Source organism: Thioclava sp. NG1, from assembly GCF_003122275.1.
Taxonomy (GTDB): domain Bacteria; phylum Pseudomonadota; class Alphaproteobacteria; order Rhodobacterales; family Rhodobacteraceae; genus Thioclava; species Thioclava nitratireducens.
The window spans coordinates 543327-567924 of sequence record NZ_QFBB01000002.1; the positions used below are offsets into that span (position 1 = coordinate 543327).

Consider the following 24598-nt stretch of genomic DNA (forward strand, 5'->3'; position numbering starts at 1 on the left):
CCGGTATTTGAGCATGTGTGGGGTAGAAACTGCTCAACAACCGGGCAATCGGGCGGGAAATTGGCGGCCCGCCGCGCTGCGGCATATTTTACCACTTGATAAAATTCAATCCTGTGCGAGCGTAGGGAACAAGAAAAACTGACAGGGAGCCCGCAAGTGTCCAATAGCCAGCTCACCGAAGGGATCGCGCCAGCACGGCTCGACCCGGAAAGCTACTGCACCAATTTCGCCGATCACGCGCCGCCACTTGGGGCGCAAGAGGCCCGCATCGCGGCCGATCGCTGCTATTTCTGCTATGATGCGCCATGCATGGAGGCGTGCCCGACCGCGATCGACATCCCTCTGTTCATCCGGCAGATCTCGACCGGAACACCGGAAGCCGCAGCGAAGACGATCTTCGATCAGAACATCATGGGCGGTATGTGCGCCCGCGTCTGCCCGACGGAAAATCTCTGCGAAGGGTCCTGCGTTCGTATGGAGTCGGAGGGCGAGCCGGTCGAGATCGGCGCGCTGCAGCGCTACGCGACCGATACGCTGATGGCCAAGCAAAGCCACCCCTACACTCGCGCCGCGAGCACGGGCAAATCGGTCGCCGTCGTGGGCGCCGGGCCCGCAGGTCTCGCCTGTGCGCACCGCCTCGCGATGAAGGGCCACGAGGTCACCGTCTATGACGCGCGCTCGAAGCCAGGCGGCCTCAATGAATACGGTATCGCAAGCTACAAGGCGCCGGGCGGGTTCGCGCAGGTGGAAGTTGACTGGCTGCTGCAGATCGGCGGCATCACCGTGGTCGAAAACTGGCAATTGGGCCGCGCCGGTGACGGCGATCTGGCCGAGCTGCTGGGCGATTTCGACGCCGTTTTCCTCGGGATGGGCCTGTCGGGCGTGAACGCGCTGCGCCTCGATGGCGAAGACAAGGACGGCATCCGCCCCGCGACCGAGTTCATCGCGGAGTTGCGTCAGGCCTCCGATTTGGCCGAACTGCCGATCGGGCGCGATGTGGTCGTGATCGGCGGCGGCATGACGGCGGTCGACGCCGCAGTGCAGTCGAAGCTGCTGGGTGCGCTCAACGTGACCCTCGTCTACCGTCGTTCTCGCGCCGAGATGCCCGCCAGCACGGTCGAGCAGGAGCACGCGCTGACCCATGGCGTGAACATCATCGAGAACGCCGCCCCCATCGCCATCCACGGCAATGGCGCGGTGCGTCAGGTCGAGTTTGCCTATACGAAGAAGGGCCCCGACGGTCTCGAGATGACCGACGCGACCTTCAAACTGCCCGCCGATCAGGTCTTCAAGGCGATCGGTCAGACGCTGGGCGACATGCCTCCGAAGATCGAGGTCGCGGGCGGCAAGATCAAGGTGGACGGCGCGGGCCGCACCTCGGTCGAACGGGTCTGGGCGGGGGGCGATTGCATCCATGCCGGCGAAGACCTGACCGTGACGGCGGTCGCGCAGGGGCGCGATGCAGCTGAAGAAATCCACCAATTCCTGATGGAGGGCTAAGATATGGCCGATCTGACTTCTGAATTCATCGGTATCAAATCCCCCAATCCGTTCTGGCTCGCCTCCGCGCCGCCGACGGACAAGGAATACAATGTCCGCCGTGCCTTCGAAGCCGGTTGGGGCGGGGTCGTCTGGAAGACGCTGGGCTCGGAAGGACCTCCCGTGGTCAACGTGAACGGCCCGCGCTACGGCGCGATCTATGGCGCGGATCGTCGTCTGCTCGGTCTCAACAATATCGAGCTGATCACCGACCGTCCGCTGCAGACAAACCTGCGCGAAATCAAGGCGGTGAAGCAGGACTACCCGGACCGCGCGATCATCGTCTCGCTGATGGTGCCCTGCGACGAGGAAAGCTGGAAGGCGATCCTGCCGCTGGTCGAGGAAACCGGCGCCGACGGGATCGAGCTCAACTTCGGTTGCCCGCATGGCATGGCCGAGCGCGGCATGGGGTCGGCTGTCGGTCAGGTCCCCGAATATATCGAGATGGTCACCCGCTGGTGTAAGCAATATTGCAGCCTGCCAGTGATCGTGAAGCTCACGCCGAACATCACCGATATCCGGCGCCCGGCGGAAGCCGCGAAGCGCGGTGGGGCCGATGCGGTCTCGCTGATCAACACGATCAATTCGATCACCTCGGTCGATCTGGACGACTTCGCGCCGGAGCCCACCATTGACGGCAAAGGCACCCATGGCGGCTATTGCGGTCCGGCGGTGAAGCCGATCGCGCTGAACATGGTGGCCGAGATCGCACGCAATCCCGATACGGCCGGTCTGCCGATCTCGGGCATCGGTGGCGTGACCACCTGGCGCGATGCGGCAGAGTTCATGGCGCTCGGGGCTGGCAACGTGCAGGTCTGCACGGCGGCGATGACCTATGGCTTCAAAGTCGTGCAGGAGATGATCTCCGGCCTGTCGGAATACATGGATCGCAAGGGCTTTACCTCGACCTCCGAATTGGTGGGCCGCGCGGTGCCGAATGTGACCGATTGGCAGTATCTCAATCTCAACTACGTCACCAAGGCAGAGATCAATCAGGAAGATTGCATCAAATGCGGTCGCTGCTATGCCGCCTGCGAGGACACCTCGCACCAGGCGATCGCGGTGTCCGACGATCGTGTCTATTCGGTCAAGGACGAGGAATGCGTGGCCTGCAACCTCTGCGTCGAGGTCTGCCCGGTTGAGTGCATCACGATGCGCAAGATGGACAAGGGTGAGGTGGATCCACGCACTGGCGAGACGGTCGGCGATTATGCCAACTGGACGAGCCATCCCAACAACCCCTCCGCCGCGACCGCAGCCGAATAAGGGCAGGGGCTTAGCGGGTCACGTCGAGGTTCGGCGCGACCTGCGGGGGCACCTGAGACCAACCCTCCTGAGGCGCGCTGTTCCGAGTATCGGGCGGCGCGTCTTTTTTCTCTGCCGTCTGTGGCGCAGTCTCCGGATGGATCTCGGCAGCGTCGGAGGTTTCGGCCTCTTTCTTCGCCGTCGATGTGTCGGCGAGCGGGGCGGTGACAATCCGTACCGGCTCAGGCGCAGGGCCCTCCGGGGTTGGCATAAGATCCGGTGCCGCCCAGAGTGCTGCCGCCTGCGCTTCGAGCGGCGTGACCTCGAAGGTCGGGATCGGGCCGGTCAAGGCGTCGGGATCGGGACGTGCACCCCCATCGCTCATGCCGATTGCGCGGGATGATTGGTTCAAATCCTCCGCGCCCCGATCCTGGCCATCCTCTTTCGACGCAACGGCGCTGCGCGCCGCGCGCGCCTCCAGGGCCCGCACTTGCTTCGCGCGATCCTGCGACGTCTGGGTGTCTACATTCGCGCCGAGGCCGCCGTTGGTATTGGCCGCATCCGCAGGCGCCTCCACCTTGCTGGCAGGCGCTGTTTTCGGGGCCGCGACCGTCAATAGAGGCGACCACCCGATCTGAGGCATCAACCCCGAAATCCGGTCCATTCCGAGCTCCATTTTCTTGCGCCCCCACGCATGCTCAAACTGCGTCGAGGGTGTTACCAGACCGTTAAGATCCGGCGGAAACTTCGGAAATGGTTGCGGAAGGCTTAACCGCTCAGGGCGCCAGAAGCCGCGCGAAGAGCAGGTCTAGGAAGGGGGCGGCCCCTTCCAGCGGCTCCTTGCCCGGGCCGAGGACCGCGCGCACCTGCGTGTCGAAATCCGCGTAATGCTGGGTGAGCGCCCAGATCGAGAAGATCAGGTGGTGCGGATCGACGGGCGCGAGGCGGCCCTCAGCGATCCAGCCTTCGATGATCCGCGCCTTCTCGTCCACCAAGGTCTTGAGATCGGTGGATAATTCCGCGCCCATTCGCGGTGCGCCCTGCAGCACCTCGTTGGCGAACAGTCGACTTTCGCGCGGCATCTCGCGGCTCATCTCGAGCTTGCGACGCATGTAGCGCATGATTTCCTCACGCGGCTCGCCCTCGGCGGAGATCGCGCGCAGCGGCGCGAGCCAGATATCGAGAAGCCCTTCCAGAAGTGCCTCGTGGATCGCCTCCTTGGAGGGAAAGTAATAGAGCACGTTCGGCTTGCTCAGCCCCGCTTCCGCTGCGATCTGGTCGAGCGTCGCACCCCGGAAACCATGCGCGGAGAACACGTCCAGCGCCGCCTCGAGAATCTTGCCGCGATTGACCTTCTGAATCCGGGTCAGCGGGCGCTTGCCGTCGTCGTCGCCGGTGAAGTCGCGCGGTTCGAGGTCGTCTGCCAAGTATTCGTCTCCCAATGCGTCGTTTACGTTAACCGAAGCGTGACTGCAGGATCAATCGCTACAGGCAGGAGAGCGCGCTATAAACGCCAGGTGAAGGCCGCTTGACTGGTTCCCAAGCTGTGCTAGCGTGAGTCTGACCGTTCGGTCAAACTAGACATCCCGGCCGCGTTCCGACCCGGCCTTCCGACCGGAGTTTTCCCATGGCGCTCGACCGCAAGTCCCCCAATGATCTCAACGCTTTCTGGATGCCCTTCACGGCGAACCGCCAGTTCAAGAAGAACCCGCGCATGTTCGTCGGGGCGAAGGATATGCATTACACCACCTCCGACGGGCGCCAGGTGCTCGACGGCACGGCAGGCCTGTGGTGCTGCAACGCGGGCCATTGCCGCCCGAAGATCACCGAGGCGATCCAGAAACAGGCGGCCGAGCTCGATTACGCGCCCGCTTTCCAGATGGGCCACCCGATTGCGTTCGAGCTTGCGAACCGCATCCTCGACATCGCGCCCGACGAGATGGCGCATGTGTTCTATACCAACTCCGGCTCGGAATCGGTCGAGACCGCGCTGAAACTCGCCATCGGCTATCACCGTGCGCGCGGCGACGGGGCTCGCACGCGCCTGATCGGGCGCGAGCGCGGCTATCACGGCGTGAACTTCGGCGGTATCTCAGTGGGCGGCATCGTCACCAACCGCAAGACCTTCGGTCCGCTCGTGCCGGGGGTCGATCACCTGCCGCACACCCATCTGCCCGAAGAGAACCGTTGGTCGAAGGGCTGCCCCGAGCATGGTGCGCATCTGGCCGACGACCTCGAGCGGATCATCGCGCTGCATGGCGCCGAGACCATCGCTGCCGTCATCGTGGAGCCGGTGGCGGGCTCGACCGGCGTGCTGCTGCCGCCGAAGGGCTACCTGCAGAAGCTGCGCGACATCACCAAGAAGCACGGCATCCTGCTGATCTTTGACGAGGTGATCACTGGCTTCGGGCGCACGGGCGCGGCCTTCGCTGCCGAGAAATACGGCGTCGTGCCGGACATGATCACGACCGCAAAGGGCCTGACCAACGGCGTAATCCCGATGGGCGCGGTACTGACGACGGCCGAGGTCCACGACGCCTTCATGAACGGCCCCGAGCATATGATCGAGCTGTTCCATGGCTACACCTATTCGGGCAACCCGATCGCCGCCGCGGCCGGGATTGCGACGATCGAGACGTATCGCGAAGAGGGGCTGTTCGAGCGGGCCGCCGAGCTCGCTCCCTATTGGGAAGATGCGCTGCATTCGCTCAAGGGCGTGCGCAACGTGATCGACATCCGCAACGAGGGCCTGATCGGTGCGGTCGAGCTGGAGCCGATCGCGGGCGAACCCACGAAGCGCGCCTTCTCGGCCTTCCTGAAGGCCTATGAGAAAGGCATCCTGATCCGCACGACCGGCGACATCATCGCGATGAGCCCACCTCTGATCATCTCGAAAGAGCAGATCGACCAGCTGGTCGGCACGCTCAAAGAGGTGCTCGAAGAGGTTGAGTGATCGGGCTCAAGCCTAGATGACAAGACGGCCGCGCAGGGACTGCGCGGCCGTTTCTCGTTGCGGGTTGATGCGCGGCCTGGGGCTAGTCGCCCCGCGCCATTCTGACGTCCGAGACAGCGCGTCGCTCAGTACGGGTTCTTCGCCCCGCGATCCTCGCTCAGCGATTGCTGCGAGCGCTCGACGATCATCTCGATCGCGTCGGCGAGATGTTCCTCACCGATGGCATTGTCGCCGCGCGCCACCCGGATGCGATGCGCCTCGATCATGACCTCGGCATGGGACGTTCCGCGCGGCGGTTCGAACTTGTAGGTGGCCAGCTCGATCAGGAGTCCCAGCGGATCCTTGAAATAGATCGAATCCATAAAGCCGCGATCCTTCACGCCGGAATGCGCGATCCCGCGCGCATCGAGTCTTGCCACGACCTGCCGATGCGTCGCCATCGAGACATTGAAGGCTAGATGATGCACGCAGCCCGGGTCGGTGGGCGTGCGGTCGTGAACAGGCTTGCGGGTCTCGTTCGTGAAGATCGTGATCAGCCGACCGTCACCCGGATCGAAATAGAGATGACCTTCGTCGGCATTGTCGAGATTGGGCTGATCGAAGATGAACGGCATCCCCAGGACACCCTCCCAGAAATCGATGGAGCTCTGCCGATCCGCGCCGGTCAGCGTGATGTGGTGAACCCCCTGAACCTGCATCTTGCGCATGTCGTCCTCTGCCTCAATTGCCTCTAGATCAAGATAACCCGTGCAGCGCTCAGGTCTAGGAACAGGATCTGTGCGGGGCCGCGCGAAACCCCGCCGAGGGTCGCCACGCAGCGCTGCGCGAGCTTGTCGCGGCGCGGGGGTGAGCTATGGTGCGCAGCGATGCCCGGAGACTCGCGATGCTGCGCCTGACCTTTGTTCTCGCCCTGATATGCCCGCTGCCGGCCATGGCCGAACTGGTGCCGTGTGAAACTTCCATTCGCGGCAAGACCTATTCCTACGTTTACGACGCGGACAATGCGGCGCTGAAGGAAAGCCGCTCGCTGCGGGAAAAACTCTTCGGCGAGAAGGGGGAGGTAACCTGCCCGGCACTGGTCACGCTGCGGGCGCTGACGCCCGAAATGGACGACAAAAGCCGCGCCCCGTTCTGCCTGCAATGGGACAAGGAGGCCGAGACCTATCTGGGCTACGACCGCGGTGAGCGCGACGCCTACGGGCTCTGCCGCAAGCCGTCGAAAAGCATTTGCGAGCGCCTCAAGGGGACTGCAAAGGCCGCCGGCGATCTGCGCGACGAGGCCGAAAGCGCCGTGGGCGACGCGGCGAGCAAGGTTCTGGGCAAAAAAATCGGCGGTATGATCGTGTCGGATCAGGCCGGCAACCTGCAAAAGAAGCTGCGCGATGCGGGCCTCGGCGTGCTGGCCGGAGCCTCGGCGCCCGCTCTTGCGGCCACCGCGGTCGTCGTCGGTGGCGCGATTTACATTTGTTCGGATACCGGCGCGGAGGCGGTGGGACTCGAAGCCGACCCGGTCGAGCCGATCTCGGACGGGAAGGAGCTGCTGGGCTCGAAACTGCCCAAGACGCATCTGCCCGCAGGCGTGGCCGGTGCACCGATGCGCCCGGTCGAGACCGAGACGCTGCCAGCCGCGCCAGACGCAAATGCGCCGGATGCGTCGGAGGGGGCTTCGCAATCGCCCGCACCGGCGAGCTCCAACGCGGCACCCGTCGGCGCGCCGGATATCACCGCCGATCCGGCAGCGAACTGAGCGATCAGCTCACGCCGATCCCGCGCAACACGATGCTTTTCACGCAGGTCTTCGCGTCTTCCCACTGAGCGTCGCTCAGCGGGGCGCCGCCGTTCAACGTCTCGATCTGATGCGAGAAATCGGCATAGTGCTGGGTGGTGGCCCAGAGCATGTAGAGAAGGTGATGGGGATCGACCTTGGCCATTTTGCCTTCCGCAATCCAGCGCTCGATGATGACCGCGCGGCCCTCGGTCCAGTCGCGGAGCGTGGTCTCGAGGTAGTCCTGAATGACCGGCGCGCCATGCATCACCTCCGACGCCCAGACCTTCGAGCCGTTCGGGTGATTGCGCGAAATCTCCATTTTGGCGTCGATATAGGCACCGATCCCCTCGGCGGGGCCGCTTGCCGCGTCGAACACATCCGCCGCTTCCAGCCAGATGTTGAAAATGCGCTCTACGACCCGGCGATAGAGCGATTCCTTCGTCTCGAAATAGTAATGGAGATTGGCTTTCGGCAGCCCCGCCACATCCGCGATCAGTTGCATCGTGGCGCCGCCGAATCCGGCCTCCGCGAAGACCCGCTCGGCAGCTTTCAGGATCGACTCTTCGGTAGCGCGCCGGGCCTCGGCCCGACTGCCGCGGCTCGCTTGCCCATTTTTTGAGCGCTTGCCGCTCTCATCATCTTTCATTCGAACTGCGTCCTGATTTTTGTTGACCGAATGGTCAGACCGTGGCCCACTCAACCTGACCATACGGTCAGAAAAAGATTCGTCGCAAGAGGGGATAACCCCCACGCAGCCGACAGGGAGTAATGAAATGTCAGCACCCGGAGAAAACCTCCGCATCAATCCCGATCGCCTTTGGGACAGTCTCATGGAGATGGCCAAGATCGGTCCCGGCGTCGCCGGGGGCAATAATCGCCAAACCCTTACCGATGCGGATGCCGAAGGCCGCGCACTGTTCCAGAAATGGTGCGAAGAGGCCGGCATGACGATGGGCGTCGACACGATGGGCAACATGTTCGCCACCCGCGCAGGCGAAGACCCCGATGCGCTGCCGGTCTACATGGGCAGCCACCTCGACACGCAGCCCACGGGCGGTAAGTACGACGGCGTCCTCGGTGTGCTCGGCGCGCTGGAGGCGGTGCGCTCGATGAACGATCTGGGCATTAAGACCAAGCACCCGATCGTCGTGACCAACTGGACCAACGAAGAGGGCACGCGCTTCGCCCCGGCGATGCTGGCCTCGGGCGTTTTCGCGGGCGTTCACACGCAGGACTGGGCTTACGATCGCGAGGACGCGGAAGGCAAGAAGTTCGGCGACGAACTGAAACGCATCGGCTGGGTCGGCGACGAAGAGGTCGGTGCGCGCAAGATGCATGCGATGTTCGAACTGCATATCGAGCAGGGCCCGATCCTCGAGGCAGAGGGTAAGGATATCGGCGTCGTCACGCATGGGCAGGGCCTCAGCTGGACCCAAGTGACGATCACGGGTAAGGACGCGCATACCGGCTCCACCCCGATGCCGATGCGCAAGAATGCGGGTCTCGGAATGGCGCGCGTGCTGGAACTGGTCGACGAGATCGCCTGGTCGCACAAGCCCCACGCGGTGGGCGCCGCGGGCCATATCGACATCTACCCGAATTCGCGTAACGTGATCCCGGGCAAAGCCGTGTTCACCGTCGATTTCCGCTCGCCCGATCTGAGTGTGATCCAGGACATGGAAAAGCGACTGCGCGAGGGAGCGAAGAAAATCTGCGACGAGATGGGCCTTGAGGTGGAGTTCGAGAAGACCGGCGGGTTCGACCCGGTCACGTTCGATCCGACCTGCGTGAGCGCCGTGCGCAGCGCAGCCGAGCGTCTGGGCTATTCGCATCGCGACATCATTTCGGGCGCGGGCCACGATGCCTGCTGGATCAACGCGGTCGCGCCGACGGCGATGGTGATGTGCCCCTGCGTCGACGGGCTGAGCCATAACGAGGCCGAGGATATCTCCAAGGACTGGGCGAGCGCGGGTGCCGATGTGCTGTTCCACGCCGTGCTGGAAACCGCGGAAATCGTAAGCTGAGACGGGCGGAGCAGGGGGCGCGGCCCCCTGAGGCGCTCGCGCGCCCAGCCCCCGGAATACTTGAAATAATCGAAGGCGGAAGACCTTCGTGGGAGGTAAAACATGACCAAAGTCATCAAGAACGGAACCATCGTCACCGCGGATCTGACCTATAAGGCGGATGTGCTGATCGACAGCGGCAAGATCATCGAGATCGGCCCGAACCTGAAAGGCGACGAAGAGATCGACGCGACCGGCTGCTATGTGATGCCGGGCGGGATCGATCCGCATACCCACCTGGAGATGCCCTTCATGGGCACCTATTCGAGCGACGATTTCGAGAGCGGTACCCGCGCCGCGCTGGCCGGCGGCACCACGATGGTCGTCGATTTCGCGCTGCCCGCACCGGGCGAGGGCCTGCTGGAAGCGCTCAAGCGCTGGGACAACAAATCGACGCGCGCGCATTGCGACTATTCTTTCCACATGGCGATCACCTGGTGGAGCGAGCAGGTCTTCAACGAGATGAAGCAGGTCACTGAGCGCGGCATCAATACCTTCAAGCACTTCATGGCCTATAAGGGCGCGCTGATGGTGAACGATGACGAGCTTTATTCGAGCTTCAAGCGCTGCGCCGAGCTGGGGGCGATCCCGTTGGTTCATGCCGAGAACGGCGACGTCGTGGCCGAACTGTCTGCGAAGCTGCTGGCCGAAGGGAATAACGGCCCCGAGGGACACGCCTATTCGCGCCCGCCGCAGGTCGAGGGCGAGGCCACCAACCGCGCGATCATGATCGCCGATATGGCAGGCGTGCCGCTCTATGTCGTGCACACCTCCTGCGAGGAAAGCCACGAAGCGATCCGCCGCGCCAAGATGCAGGGCAAGCGCGTCTGGGGCGAGCCGCTGATCCAGCACCTCACGCTCGACGAGTCCGAGTATTTCGACAAGGACTGGGATCACGCCGCGCGCCGCGTGATGTCGCCGCCCTTCCGCAACAAGCAGCATCAGGACAGCCTCTGGGCCGGTCTCGCCTCGGGCTCGCTCTCGGTCGTGGCGACCGATCACTGCGCCTTCTCGACCGAGCAGAAGCGCTATGGCGTGGGCGATTTCACCAAGATCCCGAATGGCACCGGCGGTCTGGAAGACCGGATGCCGATGCTCTGGACCTATGGGGTCGAGACCGGCCGGATCACGATGAACGAATTCGTGGCCGTCACCTCGACCAATATCGCGAAGATCCTCAACGTCTATCCGAAGAAGGGCGCAGTTCTCGTCGGCGCAGATGCCGACCTCGTAGTCTGGGATCCGGAGGCGACCAAGACGATCTCGGCCGCGACCCAGCAATCCGCCATCGATTACAACGTGTTCGAAGGTAAGAAGGTCAAGGGCCTGCCACGCTACACGCTCAGCCGCGGTGTCGTCGCCTGGGCGGATGGCAAGATCCACACGCCCGAGGGCCACGGCGAATTCGTCGCCCGCGATCCGGGCATGCCGGTGACCAAGGCTCTGTCCACCTGGAAAGAGCTCACCGCGCCGCGTCCTGTGGAGCGCAGCGGTATCCCGGCGACCGGGGTATAAGGCGCTATGGCGGCCCCGGTCAGTTCCGGCGTCTTGGAGGCTGCGGTCTATGTCGAGGATCTCGACAAGACCGAAGCCTTCTACGGCGGGCTGCTGGGGCTTGATCGGATACCCCGTCGAGACGGGCGACATGTCTTTTTTCGCTGTGGCGACAGCGTGATCCTGACCTTCATCGCTCAGGCCACGCGGGAGCCACCCGATCCCGAGGCGGCGCTGCCGGTCCCCCCGCATGGTGCGGTCGGACCCGGGCATGTATGCCTCGCGGCGGACGCGGAACAACTCAACGAATGGGAACGACATTTGAGGGACAACAACGTGGAGATTGAGGCCGACTTCTATTGGCCGAACGGGGCGCGATCGATCTATCTGCGCGACCCGGCGGGAAATAGCGTCGAGATCGCGGACAAAACCCTGTGGAGGCGCGGATGACGGACGCACCGGTAATTCAGGCCCGCGGGCTCGACCTGACCTTCCAGACCAATGACGGTCCGGTTCACGCGCTCAAGGATATCGATCTCGATATCGAGAAGGGCGAATTCGTGAGCTTCATCGGCCCCTCGGGCTGCGGCAAGACCACCTTCCTGCGCTGCATCGCGGCGCTGGAAACGCCCACGGGCGGGGCGCTGACCGTGAACGGAATCTCGCCCGAGGAAGCCCGCAAGGCGCGTAGCTACGGCTACGTGTTCCAGGCGGCCGGGCTTTACCCTTGGCGCACGATTGCGGGAAATGTGAAACTTCCGCTGGAAATCATGGGCTATTCCAAGGCGCAGCAGCAAGAGCGCGTTGAAAAAGTGCTCTCTCTGGTGGATCTCGAAGGCTTCGGGAAGAAGTTCCCATGGCAGCTTTCGGGGGGGATGCAGCAGCGCGCCTCGATCGCGCGGGCGCTGGCCTTCGACGCCGAGATCCTGCTGATGGACGAACCTTTCGGCGCGCTGGACGAGATCGTGCGCGACAAGCTCAACGAGGAGCTTCTCAAGCTCTGGTCGGCCACGAACAAGACGATCGGGTTCGTGACCCACTCGATCCCGGAAGCGGTCTATCTGTCGACCAAGATCGTGGTGATGTCGCCCCGTCCGGGTCGCATCCACGAGGTGATCGAGAGCACGCTGCCGAACGGCCCACGCCCGCTCGATATCCGCGACAGCGAGGAATTCCTGCATATCGCACACCGGGTGCGCGAAGGGCTGCGAGCGGGGCATGCCTATGATGAATGACGCTATGACCCCGACCCCGGAAGGGGGGCTGTCTGCCCTCCTCAGGCTGCGCCATTCACTCCCCGAGGATATTTCGGCCAAGCCGACGGGGAGGGCGGTCTCATGAAAATGGTGGCACCCGTTCTGACGGTTCTGGCCGCGATCCTGCTGCTTTGGTACGCCGCGACCGTCTGGATGAATTCGCAATGGACCTACGACCAGGCCGCACGGGCCGGAGAAGAGGTCACGTTCTCCGAGCTTGTCACCGACACGCTGACCCAGAAACGTCCCGTGCTGCCCGCCCCGCATCAGGTGGCTGTCGGCCTTTGGGAAGGCGTGGCCGGGCAGAAGATTACCTCCAAGCGGAGCCTCGTCTTCCACGGCTGGATCACGCTGTCGGCGACGCTTGCGGGCTTCGCACTCGGCACCGGTCTGGGCATTCTGCTGGCGGTGGGGATAACCCATAGCCGCGCGATGGACCTGAGCGTCATGCCCTGGGCGATCGCGAGCCAGACGATCCCGATCCTCGCCATTGCGCCGATGGTGATCGTGGTGCTGGCGAGCCTCGGGGTAACGGGGCTTCTGCCCAAGGCGATCATCGCGGCATATCTCAGTTTCTTCCCCGTGCTCGTCGGCATGGTGAAGGGACTGCGCGCGCCCGATCACATGCAACTCGACCTGCTGAAGACCTATAATGCGAGCCAGGGCGCAACCTTCTGGAAGCTGCGGTTGCCGTCGTCGATGCCTTACCTCTTCGCCTCGCTGAAAGTGGGCGTGGCGGCGAGCCTCGTCGGCACGATCGTGGCCGAACTGCCGGCGGGCGCGACCCGAGGGCTTGGCGCGCGGCTTCTGTCGGGCAGCTATTACGGGCAGACGGTGCAGATCTGGTCCGCTCTGTTCGCGGCTGCGGCGCTGGCTGCGATCCTCGTGGTGGTGGTCGGCATCATCGAACAGATCACGCTCAAGCGGATGGGGATGGTGCAATGAGCTGGCTTATTTTCGCAATCGTCTTCTGGCTGGCGGCCTGGGCGCTCAACACCTGGCTTGCCCGCTATCATGGCTCGGAGCGTTGGGCGCGTTTCCTGATCCCGGCCTTGTTCGGCATCACCCTCCTGCTTCTGTGGGAAGGTCTGGTTCGAGGTCTGAATATCAGCCCGGTGATCCTGCCCGCCCCGAGCCAGATCGCAGCGAGCCTGATGGCCTCGACTGCGGTGCTGCGCGAGGATTTCGTGCAGACCATCCTGAAAGGCGCGCTGTCGGGCTATGTCATCGGCTGTGGTGCCGCCGTGGTTGTGGCGATCCTGATCGACCGCTCGCCCTTCCTGCAACGCGGGCTTCTGCCGATCGGGAACTTCGTCGCGGCCCTGCCGATCGTCGGGATCGCGCCGATCCTCGTGATGTGGTTCGGCTTCGACTGGCAGTCCAAAGCGGCGGTCGTCGTGGTCATGGTCTTCTTCCCCGTCCTCGTGAACATGGTGGCGGGGCTGGCGGCCACGAATGCGCTGCAGCGCGACCTGATGGCGACCTATTCCGCAAGCTATTGGCAGGGGCTTTTCAAGATGCGCCTGCCTGCGGCGATGCCCTTTCTCTTCAACGGGTTGAAGATCGCAACGACACTGGCTTTGATCGGTGCGATCGTTGCCGAATTTTTCGGCAGCCCGACGAAAGGAATGGGGTTTCGCATCTCGACCGCGGTGGGGCAGCTTGATCTGCCGCTCGTGTGGTCGGAAATTACCGTTGCGGCCCTCGCGGGCTCGGGCTTCTATGGGCTTGTCGCCCTGATCGAGAAGCTGGTGACTTTCTGGCACCCGTCGCAACGGGCCCGGACGTAAGGGCAAGGAAGAGCCTGAGAAAAACCCAAAATCCCGGGCGTAAAGATCCGGGGCCAACAGTGGAGTGAAAGATGAAGAAACTGATCGCAGGGGTGGCGGCTAGCCTCACCATGGCGGGGGCCGCCTGGGCCAACGAGGACGTGACGCTGCAGCTCAAATGGGTCACGCAGGCCCAGTTCGCAGGCTACTATGTCGCGCAGGACAAGGGCTTCTACGACGATGCGGGTCTCAACGTGACCATCAAGCCGGGCGGCCCCGATATCGGCCCCGAGCAGGTGATCGCCGGCGGCGGCGCCGATGTCATCGTCGACTGGATGCCGGCGGCGCTGGCCGCGCGCGAGAAGGGGCTGCCGCTGGTGAATATCGCCCAGCCCTTCAAGAAGTCAGGCATGATGCTGACCTGCCTGAAGGAAAGTGGCATCAAGACCCCCGAGGACTTCCCGGGTCATACTTTGGGCGTCTGGTTCTTCGGGAACGAATATCCGTTCCTGAGCTGGATGAACCATCTGGGCATCTCCACAGAGGGTGGCGACGATGGCGTGACCGTTCTCAAGCAGGGCTTCAACGTCGATCCGCTGCTGCAAAAACAGGCGGCCTGTATCTCGACCATGACCTATAACGAGTATCTGCAGGTGCTCGAAGCCGGGATCCAGCCGGACCAGCTCGTCACCTTCAAATACGAAGACGAGGGCGTGGCGACGCTCGAGGACGGCCTCTACGTTCTCGAAGACAACCTCAAGGACCCGGCCTTCGTCGACAAGATGGCGAAATTCGTGAAGGCCTCGATGGAAGGCTGGAAATACGCCGAGGCGCATCCGGAGGAAGCCGCGCAGATCGTGCTCGACAATGACGAGACCGGTGCGCAGACGATGGAGCACCAGCTGGGCATGATGAAAGAGGTCTCGAAGTTGACCGCAGGCTCGAACGGCACGCTCGATCCCGCGGATTACGATCGCACCGTCGATGTTCTGATGTCGGGCGGCTCGGACCCGGTTATCACCAAGAAGCCGGAAGGCGCCTGGACCCATGACGTGACCGACAAGGCTGGCCTCGAATAAACGCGGCCCTGTTGCTGATGACGAAGCCCTCCGGTGCGCCGGAGGGCTTTTCCATGTTCGCGGTTTCTTAAGGGGAATCGGCTTTGGTGGGCGGCAGGAGGCAGTCGCATGGCCGATCGATCAATCACCGCGCAACGTGCGAGGGCTCGCGCCCGGGCTCGCAAGCGCCAGCAGCGCACGCACCCGGCCCTGACGGCGCTCTACTCGATCTTCGTGATCGGGTTCGCGGGCGCGCTGTTCTACCTCGCATGGAAAAGCCAGTTCGCGGCCCCGCCGAGCTATCTCTTCGATACGCCCACCCAGCCGATCGAGGCGGCCTATTGCCTCGCGGTGGTGCGGGGACTCTCGGGCGGGGGAAGCGGTGGCTATGTCGGAGAGGCGCAGGATTTCTGGCTGGAACGGTTGTTGGAATTCAGCGGCGACGTCGCAGGCAATATCGCGAAGGGGGAAGATGCGCTGGGACGTCATCTGGTTGGCAGGCCCGTACCGGATCGCCAATGGCTCGTCGATGCGATGGACAAATGTTCCAACCGCGCGGTGAATTACGGGGCGCATTTCGACGCGTTCGATTAGCGCGGAGACACGTGGACTCGAAGGAAGGCGCTTGAGAAACCTGTTCAGGGAGAGGGCGCGTCACTTGGTGGCGCGTCAGCCGAGGACGCCTCACCTGCGGGCTCCCCGAGGAATGCAGCTTCGGCCGGGGACAGATCGGCCCGGGTTCGGGGCAGGGCGTGCGGCATCTCGGCTTGAATCCACGCCACCAACTCCTCGCGGATATGGCAGCGCAGATCGAAGGTGCGCGGACCGTTGCGGGCGGAGGCGAGGATACGCACTTCCATTACCCGCTCGCGAAAATCGGTGACTTGCAGCGCGAAGACCTTGCCGTCCCACAATGGATCGGCGCGGGCAATCTCTTCGGCTTTCGCGCGGATGGCGGCGATGTCGGCCGTGTGATCGAGGTAGATCATCACGGTGCCGATCAGTTCTGCGCTTTCGCGGGTCCAGTTCTGGAACGGCTGTTCGATGAAATAGCTCAGCGGCACCACCAGCCGCCGCCAATCCCAGACGCGGATGACGACATAGGTGGACGTGATTTCCTCCACATTGCCCCATTCGCCTTCGACGATCAGCGCGTCGTCGATCCGGATCGGTTGGGTCAGGGCAAGCTGGATGCCAGCGAAGAGGTTCTTCAGTACCGGTTGCAGCGCAAGGCCTACCACAAGGCCCGCCGCGCCACCCGCCGCGAGGAGCGACACGCCATATTGGCGTACGGCGGGGAAAGTCATCAGCGCCGTGGCGACCGCGATGATCACGATCATAACCTTGGCCACGCGCATCAGGATGCGGGTCTGGGTGACGTGCTTGCGCGCCAGCAGGTTGTCTTCCGCGTCGAGCTTGAAGCGCCGCAGATGGATCGTCGTCCAGATGTAGAGTGCGGTATAGGCAATCCATGCCAGACAGAGGATCAGCGCGACCAACAGGATATGCGTGATTGCACTGGTGACCGCAGCGCCGGCCGGGGCGACCCCGTTCGCGAGGCCGAGTGCCACGATCAGCAGTATCAGCCGCATCGGTCGCGCGCCGCGCGCCATCAGCGAGCGCCAGAACAGATCGCGGTCGGCCACCGCACGATTGAGCGCCGTGAACACCACCCGGAACAGCAGCAGAGCGAGCAGCGCCGCCGCGACATAGGTGATCAGCGCCACCGCCCAGTCCGGCAGGAATTTCTGCGCCGTATCGATGGCGCTGGCCAGTTCGGTCTCGATCGTATCGGGCTCCATCCGCGTCTCCGCAATGCCACGCCTTTTTGCTGCGTTGCCGCATTGATGATGGCGCTTCGATCTGCGCTGTCAAATCGGCTTGGACATTGACGCAGATCATCGAGGCCGAAAGGCGGGAATGTAGAATGACATTCGGGAAAACATCCCGTTTCGAGCACTGGAGGAAGCTATGAGACATCGCTTTTCTGCAACCATCGCGCAGCTTGCGGCCCTATTCGCGCTGGTCGCCTTCGCGGGCTGTACGCAGCTTGAGCGCGACATCGGGGAATGCGAGCCGGGCGTCGCGGGGATGTCCGGTATGGCCACGGTCGCCCCGTCGGGCGTGGGAACCTGCTGAGTGGCGTGTAAAACACTGTAAAATGATTTTCTTCTCCTGCACTTGCCTGTAAAAGCGAGGGCAGGAGTATCGCACATGGCCCGTTCCGCACTCACTGGCACCCGCATTCGCGAGCGGCGCACTTCGCTCGGTTTGAAACAGGCTGACCTCGCGCGGGCCGCCGGAATTTCCGCCGCCTATCTCAACCTGATCGAGCACAACCGCCGCCGCGTCAGCGATGCCTTGATCGAGCGGATCGCGAGCGCGATGGGCATTGATCCGGTCACGCTGGGCGAGGGGGCGGAAGGGGCGCTGTTCGCAGGGCTGCGCGAGGCGGCGGCGTCGGTGGAGCAGGCCGAGGCCGGCGAGGCTGGCGGCGCCGCGACTGTCAGCCAGCTTGCGCCCGACCTCGACCGGATCGAGGAATTCGTGGGCCGCTTTCCCGCCTGGGCCGCGCTTCTGGTGAACCGTCAGGCGCGGCTGGCCGAATTGGAGCGCGTCGTCGAGACCTATGCAGAGCGCATGGCCCAGGACCCGTTCCTGCTGACCTCGCTCCACGAGGTGCTCTCGGCTGTGACGTCGCTGCGCTCTACCGCTGCGATCCTTGTCGAGACCGAGGATATCGAGCCGGAATGGCGCGCGCGGTTTCTCAACACGATCCAGGAGGAAAGCCTGCGCCTTTCGGGGACGGCGGAGGCCTTGGTCGGCTATCTCGACGAGATGGAAACCGCCGAGACCGGTCTGTCCTCGCCGCAGGAACAGGTGGAGGCGTGGCTCGAGGCGCGTGGCTGGCATTTCCCGGAACTCGAGGGGGACGGGACCGATCCGGCCGAGCTGATCGCGGGCGCGCCGGAATTGGCCTCCGCGGCGGCTCGGGAATTGGCGCGCAACCATCTGCGGCGGCAGGCGGAGGATGCGCGTGCGCTGCCGCTCGATCCGCTGCTGGCGGCGCTGGCCGAGCTCGGGCCCGATCCGGGGGGCTTGGCCGCGCGCTTCGCGGTGCCGCTCGCGCAGGTGTTGCGGCGGCTCGCGGCGCTGCCGGCGGGCGCGCCGGGCTTGGGGCAGCCGGGGCTCGTGATCTGTGACGGCTCGGGCACGCTGACCTTCCGCCGCGCAGCGCCCGGCTTCCTGTTGCCGCGCTTCGCCGCCGCCTGTCCCCTCTGGCCGCTCTACGAGGCGCTCGCGCGTCCGATGCAGCCGATCCGGGCGCTGGTCGACATGGCCGGGCGGCTGCCGCAACGCTTCCTGACATATGCCGTCTCCGAACCGCGCCCGACCGGCTTCGACGGACCCGTGCTGATGCGCGCGACGATGCTGATCCTGCCCGCGCCGCCGCAGAGCTCCGATGCCCCGGCGCGCCCGATCGGTGCGTCGTGCCGTATTTGCCCGCGTGGCGACTGTCCGGGGCGGCGCGAGCCCTCGATCGTCGCGGATGCATCGGCGGAGCGGGCGTGAGGGTTTGACAGGGCGCGACACGGTGGCGATAGTCGGGTGAGGGGGATGGCTATGGCGCAAAGACAGGTGCTGTTGATCGAGGACGAGCCGCATATCGCGGAAGCGATCCGGTTCATCCTGACGCGTGCCGGCTGGACGGTGTCGGTGCTCGAAGACGGCGCGCGGGCAATGGCGCGCATCACCGGCGATCCGCCAGATGCAATCATCCTCGACCTGATGTTGCCGGGGCGGTCCGGTCTCGAAATCCTTGCCGATATGCGCGCGGATGCCGCGCTGCGTGATCTGCCGGTTCTGATGCTCAGCGCGCGCGGGCAGGGACGCGACCGCGATGCCGCGACCCGCGCCGGGGCGACGGCCTTCCTCGCCAAACCTTTTGCCAATGGCGACGTGCTCGATCAGCTCGAGGCGATCACCGGCGGGGGCGCGGCGCGCCGGGAGCCCGCCTGATGCCGCAGACGGGCCAGCCGCTCTTTCTTGCCCGCCGTTCCTATCGCCGCCGCCGCCTGATGGATGCGGCGCGGTTGTTGCCGCTCGTCGGGCTCGTGCTGATCCTCATCCCGGGCCTGTGGCATCCGGCGCAGACCCCGATGCCCGATACCGGTCGTGGAGGGCTCTACCTGTTTGGGGTCTGGATCGCCCTGATCGTCGCGGCCTTCGCGATCGCCCGCGGGCTTGGCCCGGTGCTCGATGCAGAGGATGTTGCCGAAGGCACGGCCAACGCGGACGACGACCGGATGGACGCCGCCTCCACACGCCGCGCGCCGGACGCGCCGCCGCCGGAGGGCTGAGATGCCCTTCAATAATCTCGTCGCGGTCTGCCTGACCTATGTGATCGTGCTCTTCTCGGTGGCCTTTGTCGCGGAACGCCGTGCAGAGCGCCGCCGTCTGCGCTTTCTGCGCTCGCCGGTGATCTACACGCTCTCGCTCTCGATCTACTGTACCGCATGGACGTTCTACGGCGCGGTCGGCTACGCGGCGCGCTCTGGGCTGGAATTCCTGACCATCTACCTCGGCCCGACGCTTGTCTTCGTCGGCTGGTGGTGGGTGTTGCGCAAGCTCGTGCGGATCGGGCGCACCCATCGCGTGACTTCGATCGCGGACCTGATTTCCAGCCGCTACGGGAAATCGAACACGCTGGGCGTCATCGTTACGCTGATGTCGGTCGCCGCCGCCACGCCTTACATCGCGCTGCAGCTGCAATCGGTGACGCTGAGCTTCGGCGTATTCGCCGCCGGGACGCCCGAGGGCTGGGCATTGCCCGATCAGGGGGCGACGGCGCTGTGGATCGCGGGCGGGCTTGCGATCTTCACAATTCTCTTCGGCACCCGAAACCTCGATGCGAACGAGCGTCACCATGGCGTCGTCACCGCCATCGCGCTGGAGGCGGTGGTGAAGCTGGTCGCGCTGGTCGCGGTGGGCGTTTTCGTCGTCTGGGGCCTGGGCGGCGGGCCGATGGATATGCTCGCCCGGATCGACGCGTCGAAAATCGCGGAGTGGAATCTCAACCCGGGGCGCTTCGCTGGTCTGACCTTCGTCTCCGCCGCCGCGATCCTGACCTTGCCGCGTATGTTTCAGGTGCTGGTCGTGGAGAACGTGGACGAGCGGCACCTCGCCACCGCAAGCTGGGCCTTTCCGGCCTATCTGATGCTGATGAGCCTCTTCGTCGTGCCGATCGCGGTGATGGGGCTGGAGCGTATGCCCGAGGGCGCGAACCCCGATCTGTTCGTCCTCACGCTGCCGCTGTCCGAAGGGCAGGGGAAGCTGGCGCTGCTGGCCTTCTTGGGTGGGTTTTCCTCGGCCACGTCGATGGTGATCGTCGCGGCGATTGCGCTCGCGACAATGGTCTCGAACCATATCGTGACGCCGCTTTGGCTCGCGCTGCGCCGGGAAGGGCCGCGCGCCCAAGGCGATGTGCGCGGTCTGGTTCTAGCCTCGCGCCGGGTGTCGATCATCGCGGTGCTCGCGATGGGCTATGCCTATTACCGGATGTCGGGGGGCTCAGAGGCGCTGGCGGCGATTGGCTTGATCGCATTCGTCGGTGCGGCGCAGGTTTTGCCAGCGTTGATCGGCGGCATCTTCTGGCGCGGCGCGACCCATGTTGGCGCGGCGGCGGGGCTGGTGATCGGCTTCGCGCTCTGGGCCTATACACTGTTCCTGCCGTCGGTGGGCGATGCCGGGCTGATACCGCAGATCGTTCTCGATCACGGCCTCTTCGGGTTCGAATGGCTGCGCCCGCATGCTTTGTTCGGGATCGCGGGGCTCGACCCGCTGCTGCATGCGCTGTTCTGGTCTCTGCTGTTCAACACGCTGGCCTTCCTGATCTTCTCGATGCTGTCCTTCCCCGGCCCGATGGAGCGGCTGCAGGGCGTGGCGTTTGTCAATATCTACGACCAGAGCCCCGCCGCGCGATCCTGGGTGCAAGGCGGTGCCGAGGCCGAGGACCTGCTGTCGATGTCGCAGCGCATTCTGGGCGCCGAGCCTGCGCAACATTTCTTTCAGGCGCAGGCGGCGGGGCAGGGCAAGGCCGGGTTCCTGCCCGACACCACGCCCGATTTCCTCGCCCGACTGGAGCGGAAGCTGGCAGGCTCGGTCGGTGCCTCGACGGCGCATGCGATGATCGCGCAGCTCACCGGGGGCACCTCCGTGTCGATGCAAGATCTGATCGCGGTGGCGGGCGAGACGGCGGAAGCGAAGGAATACACCGCGCGGCTAGAGGCGAAATCCGAGGAGCTGGCCCGGGTTGCGCGTGCGCTGCGCGAGGCCAATGACAAGCTGCAGGATCTGTCGGTGCAGAAGGACAGCTTCCTCAGCCAGATCAGCCACGAGCTGCGCACGCCCATGACTTCGATCCGGGCGTTTTCCGAGATTCTGATGGAGCCCGATCTGCCGGATTCGATGCGCGCACAATATGCCGAGATCATCCATGAAGAAGCGCGCCGCCTGACGCGTCTGCTGGATGATCTGCTCGACCTGTCCGTGCTGGAAAACCGTCGCGCGCAGCTCAATGTCTCGGTCGCCAATCTGCACGACCTGATCAACCGCGCGGTGCAATCGGCCTCCTCGACGCGGCCCGAACGGACATTCCGCATCGAGCGCGATTTCCCGACCGAGCATATGCCGATCTTCACCGATGCCGACCGGTTGGTTCAGGTCATGATCAACCTGATCTCGAACGCGCGGAAATATTGCGATGCCGAGAAGGCGGTGCTGCGGATCGAGGTGAAGCGCCGCGGCAAGCGGGTGCAGATCGATTTCATCGACAACGGCGCGGGGATTCCGAAAAAGAGCCAAAAGCTGATCTTCGAGAAATTCGCCCGCTTGACCGACCAAAGCCGCGCCGGTAGCGCGGGGCTCGGGCTCGCGATTTGCCGCGAGATCATGTCCAATCTGGGCGGCACGATCGACTATGTGCCGGGGCAGGGCGGGGCCGCGTTCCGCATCACCCTGCCACTCCGGCGCAGTGATCTGCGCGCACCCTCCGACGAGGCTTCCGAGAGCGCAACGCTTTCACGCTAAGACGCGATCGCCGTAGCATTTGAAACGGTTTGTAAACCTCGACCTGCCAAAGCTGGGAGAGAGACCCCGAAAGCGGGCGGATGGAGGTCATGGTTCACGAGCGCGAGACATCGGTGCTGCGGCGTAAGACCGAGGCGGCGAAGACGGGTGCGGGCACGGCCCCGATCACGCCTGCCCGTGCGGTGACGCTCGCGCTGTCCAAGGTCGCGCAGGACAGGCTTGATCTACCGTTGCAAGTCACTGCGATCGAAGAGGTGATGCGGTCGCTCGCCGATTTGCCGGAGATGCTCGAAGACCTGTCACTGCTTGCGGTGATCGAAGGGCCGGCGGAGGCGCTCGGCGTCCTCGCCCTTCCGCCCGCCACTTTGGCGACGCTGATCGAGATGCAGACGATGGGGCGGTTCGGCAAGACCATCCCCGCCCCGCGGAAACCCACCCGGATCGATGCTGCGATCGCCGCCGATTTCGTCGATGCGGTGCTGGCCGAGATCGAGGAGGCCCTGATCAGCGAGCCGGCTATTTCATGGGCCGGGGGCTTCCGCTTCGCCTCGCATCTCGACGACCCCCGTCCGCTCGGCTTGCTGCTGGAAGATGTCAGCTATCGTGTCTGGACGGCAGAGCTCAGCTTCGGCGCGACGGGCGAACGCAGCGGCGGTTTCCTCTGGGCGGTTCCGCGCGAAGGGCGGGGCGCCGCAATGCGCCGCGTGGCCCCGGCGACGTGGGAGGATGCGAAGGGAACTGCGAGCCCGAAGGCCGCTTTCGTCCCCGACGACCCCGCGCGCGACTGGTCCGCGACGTTCGAACGCTCCATCCTTGCGGCTTCCGCGCAGCTTGAAGCGGTCCTGCACCGTGTGACCTTGCCGCTGTCCGCCGTGCTCACGCTGCGTCAGGGTTCCGAGATTCCGATCCCGCAAGACGCTCTGGAGCGGATCGCGCTCGAGGCGGAGGGGCGGCGCAAGCTCTCGCTCGCGCGGCTTGGGCAAAGCCACGGCATGCGGGCGCTGAGGCTGTGTGACGCGGAAGCCGCGGGGGCTGCTGGCGCGCAAGGGGTGGGGGCGTTCGATGCCGGAGTGTCACCCTATGCGGAGGCGCCGACCCCGGACGATCTGCCCGGCCTGTCCCGCCTCGGCGACCCGCTCGATCCTGCTTACGACGCGGAAGAGGGGGGGCACGCCGTTCACGCCCCGGAGCCGCGCGGCTTGGTCGGGCTTACCCCGGATATGGATTTCGGCGAGCCGCTCGATCTCGACACGCTCGCGCCATCGCAAGACGAGGAGGAGCTAACACCGCTGAAGATTCAGTCGGGCCTGTGACCACAGGCGCCTCGAAAGCTGCCGACGGAAGCGCGGTGTAGCTTTACGCGCCACGCGCCGCCGGGGGTGTGGGCGTCTCGTTGGTCCCGTTCTCGCAGGGCGGCACCTCCAGCGTGCTGCGGTCCAGCATGCTCAGCCAGATTTTCGCCCGTGGCGCCAGCGCCATGCCGACCCCCATGGCGATCAGGAACAGCCAGCCTTCCCAGCCATTGAAGGAGAGCGAGCCCATCGCGGGGCCGGGGCACAGCCCGGCAAGGCCCCAACCCGCGCCGAACAGGAGCGAGCCGAGCACGAGGTTGCGGTCCACCAGCCGCGGGAACGGCCCCGGCATCGGCGAGCCCAGCATCGAGGTTTCGCGCCGCTTCGCGAAGATCCAGACGAAGGCCATCACGCTCACCGCGCCGCCCATCACGAAGGCCAGCGTCGGGTCCCAGTCGCCGAACACGTCGAGCCAGCCCTGCACCTTTTCCGTGTCGACCATGCCCGCCACGAGGAGACCCGCGCCGAACAACCCGCCCGACAGGAACGCGAAGACGTTGCGCATCAGATCACTCCCAGAAAATGCCGGAAGATCACGAGGACCAGCGCGCCTCCCAGCAGGTAGAAGGCGGTGGCGACGATGCCGCGCAGCGAAAATCGCGAGATCCCGCAGACGCCGTGGCCCGAGGTGCAGCCGTTCGCGATCCGCGTGCCAAGACCCACCATCAGGCCCGCCGCGACGATGACCCAGACCGATGTCGTCATATGGGTGTCGACCGTCTTGTAGAGCGGCACGAGCAGCGGCGGCACCGCGATCAGCCCGCCGAGGAAGGCTACGCGTTCAGACACGGTTTCGCGGCCCGACCCATCGACGAGCCCGCCGACGATGCCGCTCGCGCCCATGATCCGGCCGTTGACCAGCAGAAACAGGCCGGCGCCGGCGCCGATCATAAGGCCCCCGACGAGGCCCCAAATCCAATCTTGATGCATGAGCTCTCCCCGTGCTCCATTTCGGATCGAACGGGCTCTCCGTCCGGAACCCGTCACGGTCCGGATGCTAGCCCTCGCGCCC

General features: G+C 64.7%; 25 protein-coding genes. 18 read left to right on the forward strand and 7 right to left on the reverse strand.

The annotated features are described in order from the left end of the window. Positions 1 to 156 precede the first annotated feature (156 nt). Together DEM26_RS05480 and preA are read left to right on the forward strand one after the other, a co-directional pair. Positions 157 to 1500: an NAD(P)-dependent oxidoreductase gene (locus DEM26_RS05480; RefSeq protein ID WP_109171889.1), complete on the forward strand. Its 1344-nt coding sequence runs from the start codon at positions 157 to 159 to the stop codon at positions 1498 to 1500. A 3-nt stretch (positions 1501 to 1503) separates the two neighbouring features. Then, a complete protein-coding gene (gene preA / locus DEM26_RS05485; RefSeq protein ID WP_075774367.1) occupies positions 1504 to 2805 on the forward strand; it encodes an NAD-dependent dihydropyrimidine dehydrogenase subunit PreA in 1302 nt (433 codons plus the stop codon). 10 nt (positions 2806 to 2815) lie between these two features. Here the strand turns inward: preA and DEM26_RS05490 are convergent, their stop codons facing one another. Together DEM26_RS05490 and DEM26_RS05495 are read right to left on the reverse strand one after the other, a co-directional pair. Further along, positions 2816 to 3448, reverse strand: a complete 633-nt coding sequence (locus DEM26_RS05490) for a hypothetical protein (protein WP_109171890.1) — start codon at positions 3446 to 3448, stop codon at positions 2816 to 2818. Positions 3449 to 3560: 112 nt separating this feature from the next. After that, a complete protein-coding gene (locus tag DEM26_RS05495) occupies positions 3561 to 4211 on the reverse strand; it encodes a TetR family transcriptional regulator C-terminal domain-containing protein (protein ID WP_199224627.1) in 651 nt (216 codons plus the stop codon). Positions 4212 to 4411: 200 nt separating this feature from the next. On the opposite strand from DEM26_RS05495, the gene DEM26_RS05500 reads away from it, so the two are divergent. Continuing rightward, positions 4412 to 5737: an aspartate aminotransferase family protein gene (locus tag DEM26_RS05500; RefSeq protein WP_088718966.1), complete on the forward strand. Its 1326-nt coding sequence runs from the start codon at positions 4412 to 4414 to the stop codon at positions 5735 to 5737. A 125-nt stretch (positions 5738 to 5862) separates the two neighbouring features. On the opposite strand, the gene DEM26_RS05505 is transcribed toward DEM26_RS05500, so the two are convergent. Further along, entirely contained in the window at positions 5863 to 6444 is a 582-nt protein-coding gene (locus tag DEM26_RS05505) for a VOC family protein (RefSeq protein WP_075774370.1), read from the reverse strand. 176 nt (positions 6445 to 6620) lie between these two features. Here DEM26_RS05505 and DEM26_RS05510 point away from each other — a divergent pair, with 176 nt between their 5' ends. After that, the gene (locus tag DEM26_RS05510) at positions 6621 to 7484 is read left to right on the forward strand and encodes a hypothetical protein (protein WP_075774371.1); all 864 of its coding nucleotides are present in this window, start codon (positions 6621 to 6623) and stop codon (positions 7482 to 7484) included. Positions 7485 to 7488: 4 nt separating this feature from the next. On the opposite strand, the gene DEM26_RS05515 is transcribed toward DEM26_RS05510, so the two are convergent. After that, complete coding sequence (locus DEM26_RS05515) at positions 7489 to 8151, reverse strand: TetR/AcrR family transcriptional regulator (protein ID WP_088718964.1); 663 nt, start codon at positions 8149 to 8151, stop codon at positions 7489 to 7491. Between the two features lie 127 nt (positions 8152 to 8278). Here DEM26_RS05515 and DEM26_RS05520 point away from each other — a divergent pair, with 127 nt between their 5' ends. The 8 genes from DEM26_RS05520 (at position 8279) to DEM26_RS05555 (ending at position 15739) form a co-directional block, all read left to right on the forward strand. Then, the gene (locus tag DEM26_RS05520) at positions 8279 to 9529 is read left to right on the forward strand and encodes a Zn-dependent hydrolase (RefSeq protein WP_075774373.1); all 1251 of its coding nucleotides are present in this window, start codon (positions 8279 to 8281) and stop codon (positions 9527 to 9529) included. 102 nt (positions 9530 to 9631) lie between these two features. Continuing rightward, positions 9632 to 11083, forward strand: a complete 1452-nt coding sequence (gene hydA, locus DEM26_RS05525; RefSeq protein ID WP_109171891.1) for a dihydropyrimidinase — start codon at positions 9632 to 9634, stop codon at positions 11081 to 11083. 6 nt (positions 11084 to 11089) lie between these two features. Continuing rightward, a complete protein-coding gene (locus tag DEM26_RS05530) occupies positions 11090 to 11512 on the forward strand; it encodes a VOC family protein (RefSeq protein ID WP_109171892.1) in 423 nt (140 codons plus the stop codon). Further along, positions 11509 to 12297: an ABC transporter ATP-binding protein gene (locus DEM26_RS05535; protein ID WP_075774376.1), complete on the forward strand. Its 789-nt coding sequence runs from the start codon at positions 11509 to 11511 to the stop codon at positions 12295 to 12297. The genes DEM26_RS05530 and DEM26_RS05535 overlap by 4 nt, the downstream gene beginning before the upstream one ends. A 102-nt stretch (positions 12298 to 12399) precedes the next feature. After that, on the forward strand, positions 12400 to 13263 hold the full coding sequence (locus DEM26_RS05540; RefSeq protein WP_075774377.1) for an ABC transporter permease: 864 nt from the start codon (positions 12400 to 12402) through the stop codon (positions 13261 to 13263). Continuing rightward, on the forward strand, positions 13260 to 14108 hold the full coding sequence (locus DEM26_RS05545; RefSeq protein ID WP_109171893.1) for an ABC transporter permease: 849 nt from the start codon (positions 13260 to 13262) through the stop codon (positions 14106 to 14108). The genes DEM26_RS05540 and DEM26_RS05545 overlap by 4 nt, the downstream gene beginning before the upstream one ends. A 71-nt stretch (positions 14109 to 14179) precedes the next feature. Beyond that, complete coding sequence (locus tag DEM26_RS05550) at positions 14180 to 15166, forward strand: ABC transporter substrate-binding protein (RefSeq protein WP_075774379.1); 987 nt, start codon at positions 14180 to 14182, stop codon at positions 15164 to 15166. A gap of 108 nt (positions 15167 to 15274) precedes the next feature. Continuing rightward, a complete protein-coding gene (locus DEM26_RS05555; protein WP_075774380.1) occupies positions 15275 to 15739 on the forward strand; it encodes a hypothetical protein in 465 nt (154 codons plus the stop codon). 44 nt (positions 15740 to 15783) lie between these two features. On the opposite strand, the gene DEM26_RS05560 is transcribed toward DEM26_RS05555, so the two are convergent. Beyond that, complete coding sequence (locus DEM26_RS05560) at positions 15784 to 16947, reverse strand: mechanosensitive ion channel family protein (protein ID WP_109171894.1); 1164 nt, start codon at positions 16945 to 16947, stop codon at positions 15784 to 15786. Positions 16948 to 17116: 169 nt separating this feature from the next. Here DEM26_RS05560 and DEM26_RS20325 point away from each other — a divergent pair, with 169 nt between their 5' ends. From DEM26_RS20325 to DEM26_RS05585, 6 genes are all read left to right on the forward strand, one after another. Next, positions 17117 to 17284, forward strand: a complete 168-nt coding sequence (locus tag DEM26_RS20325; protein WP_157771568.1) for a hypothetical protein — start codon at positions 17117 to 17119, stop codon at positions 17282 to 17284. A 75-nt stretch (positions 17285 to 17359) separates the two neighbouring features. Then, positions 17360 to 18718, forward strand: coding sequence for a helix-turn-helix transcriptional regulator (locus tag DEM26_RS05565; RefSeq protein ID WP_109171895.1), 1359 nt, complete (start codon positions 17360 to 17362; stop codon positions 18716 to 18718). Between the two features lie 51 nt (positions 18719 to 18769). After that, on the forward strand, positions 18770 to 19165 hold the full coding sequence (locus DEM26_RS05570) for a response regulator transcription factor (RefSeq protein WP_075774383.1): 396 nt from the start codon (positions 18770 to 18772) through the stop codon (positions 19163 to 19165). Next, positions 19165 to 19506, forward strand: coding sequence for a hypothetical protein (locus DEM26_RS05575; RefSeq protein WP_233243029.1), 342 nt, complete (start codon positions 19165 to 19167; stop codon positions 19504 to 19506). The genes DEM26_RS05570 and DEM26_RS05575 overlap by 1 nt, the downstream gene beginning before the upstream one ends. A gap of 1 nt (position 19507) precedes the next feature. Next, positions 19508 to 22234, forward strand: a complete 2727-nt coding sequence (locus tag DEM26_RS05580) for an ATP-binding protein (protein WP_075774384.1) — start codon at positions 19508 to 19510, stop codon at positions 22232 to 22234. An 89-nt stretch (positions 22235 to 22323) separates the two neighbouring features. Then, on the forward strand, positions 22324 to 23547 hold the full coding sequence (locus tag DEM26_RS05585; RefSeq protein WP_158275085.1) for a FliM/FliN family flagellar motor switch protein: 1224 nt from the start codon (positions 22324 to 22326) through the stop codon (positions 23545 to 23547). Positions 23548 to 23590: 43 nt separating this feature from the next. Here DEM26_RS05585 and DEM26_RS05590 read toward each other — a convergent pair whose 3' ends face one another. After that, the gene (locus DEM26_RS05590) at positions 23591 to 24091 is read right to left on the reverse strand and encodes a DUF6691 family protein (RefSeq protein ID WP_233243030.1); all 501 of its coding nucleotides are present in this window, start codon (positions 24089 to 24091) and stop codon (positions 23591 to 23593) included. Then, positions 24091 to 24516 (reverse strand): YeeE/YedE family protein, encoded by a 426-nt coding sequence (locus DEM26_RS05595; protein ID WP_075774387.1) that lies wholly within the window; start codon positions 24514 to 24516, stop codon positions 24091 to 24093. Before DEM26_RS05595 ends, DEM26_RS05590 begins: the two co-directional genes overlap by 1 nt. Positions 24517 to 24598: the final 82 nt, after the last annotated feature.

Excerpts from the sequence above, each read along its gene's own strand:
- DEM26_RS05570 (WP_075774383.1), top strand. The coding sequence starts at position 18,770 with ATGGCGCAAAGACAGGTGCTGTTGATCGAGGACGAGCCGCATATCGCG.
- DEM26_RS05545 (WP_109171893.1), top strand. The coding sequence starts at position 13,260 with ATGAGCTGGCTTATTTTCGCAATCGTCTTCTGGCTGGCGGCCTGGGCG.
- DEM26_RS05500 (WP_088718966.1), top strand. The coding sequence starts at position 4,412 with ATGGCGCTCGACCGCAAGTCCCCCAATGATCTCAACGCTTTCTGGATG.
- DEM26_RS05520 (WP_075774373.1), top strand. The coding sequence starts at position 8,279 with ATGTCAGCACCCGGAGAAAACCTCCGCATCAATCCCGATCGCCTTTGG.
- DEM26_RS05505 (WP_075774370.1), bottom strand. The coding sequence starts at position 6,444 with ATGCGCAAGATGCAGGTTCAGGGGGTTCACCACATCACGCTGACCGGC.
- hydA (WP_109171891.1), top strand. The coding sequence starts at position 9,632 with ATGACCAAAGTCATCAAGAACGGAACCATCGTCACCGCGGATCTGACC.
- DEM26_RS05540 (WP_075774377.1), top strand. The coding sequence starts at position 12,400 with ATGAAAATGGTGGCACCCGTTCTGACGGTTCTGGCCGCGATCCTGCTG.
- DEM26_RS05510 (WP_075774371.1), top strand. The coding sequence starts at position 6,621 with ATGCTGCGCCTGACCTTTGTTCTCGCCCTGATATGCCCGCTGCCGGCC.
- DEM26_RS05550 (WP_075774379.1), top strand. The coding sequence starts at position 14,180 with ATGAAGAAACTGATCGCAGGGGTGGCGGCTAGCCTCACCATGGCGGGG.
- DEM26_RS05590 (WP_233243030.1), bottom strand. The coding sequence starts at position 24,091 with ATGCGCAACGTCTTCGCGTTCCTGTCGGGCGGGTTGTTCGGCGCGGGT.
- DEM26_RS05490 (WP_109171890.1), bottom strand. The coding sequence starts at position 3,448 with ATGGACCGGATTTCGGGGTTGATGCCTCAGATCGGGTGGTCGCCTCTA.
- DEM26_RS05585 (WP_158275085.1), top strand. The coding sequence starts at position 22,324 with ATGGTTCACGAGCGCGAGACATCGGTGCTGCGGCGTAAGACCGAGGCG.
- DEM26_RS05580 (WP_075774384.1), top strand. The coding sequence starts at position 19,508 with ATGCCCTTCAATAATCTCGTCGCGGTCTGCCTGACCTATGTGATCGTG.
- DEM26_RS05530 (WP_109171892.1), top strand. The coding sequence starts at position 11,090 with ATGGCGGCCCCGGTCAGTTCCGGCGTCTTGGAGGCTGCGGTCTATGTC.
- DEM26_RS05575 (WP_233243029.1), top strand. The coding sequence starts at position 19,165 with ATGCCGCAGACGGGCCAGCCGCTCTTTCTTGCCCGCCGTTCCTATCGC.
- DEM26_RS20325 (WP_157771568.1), top strand. The coding sequence starts at position 17,117 with ATGAGACATCGCTTTTCTGCAACCATCGCGCAGCTTGCGGCCCTATTC.
- DEM26_RS05560 (WP_109171894.1), bottom strand. The coding sequence starts at position 16,947 with ATGGAGCCCGATACGATCGAGACCGAACTGGCCAGCGCCATCGATACG.
- preA (WP_075774367.1), top strand. The coding sequence starts at position 1,504 with ATGGCCGATCTGACTTCTGAATTCATCGGTATCAAATCCCCCAATCCG.
- DEM26_RS05515 (WP_088718964.1), bottom strand. The coding sequence starts at position 8,151 with ATGAAAGATGATGAGAGCGGCAAGCGCTCAAAAAATGGGCAAGCGAGC.
- DEM26_RS05595 (WP_075774387.1), bottom strand. The coding sequence starts at position 24,516 with ATGCATCAAGATTGGATTTGGGGCCTCGTCGGGGGCCTTATGATCGGC.
- DEM26_RS05535 (WP_075774376.1), top strand. The coding sequence starts at position 11,509 with ATGACGGACGCACCGGTAATTCAGGCCCGCGGGCTCGACCTGACCTTC.
- DEM26_RS05565 (WP_109171895.1), top strand. The coding sequence starts at position 17,360 with ATGGCCCGTTCCGCACTCACTGGCACCCGCATTCGCGAGCGGCGCACT.
- DEM26_RS05555 (WP_075774380.1), top strand. The coding sequence starts at position 15,275 with ATGGCCGATCGATCAATCACCGCGCAACGTGCGAGGGCTCGCGCCCGG.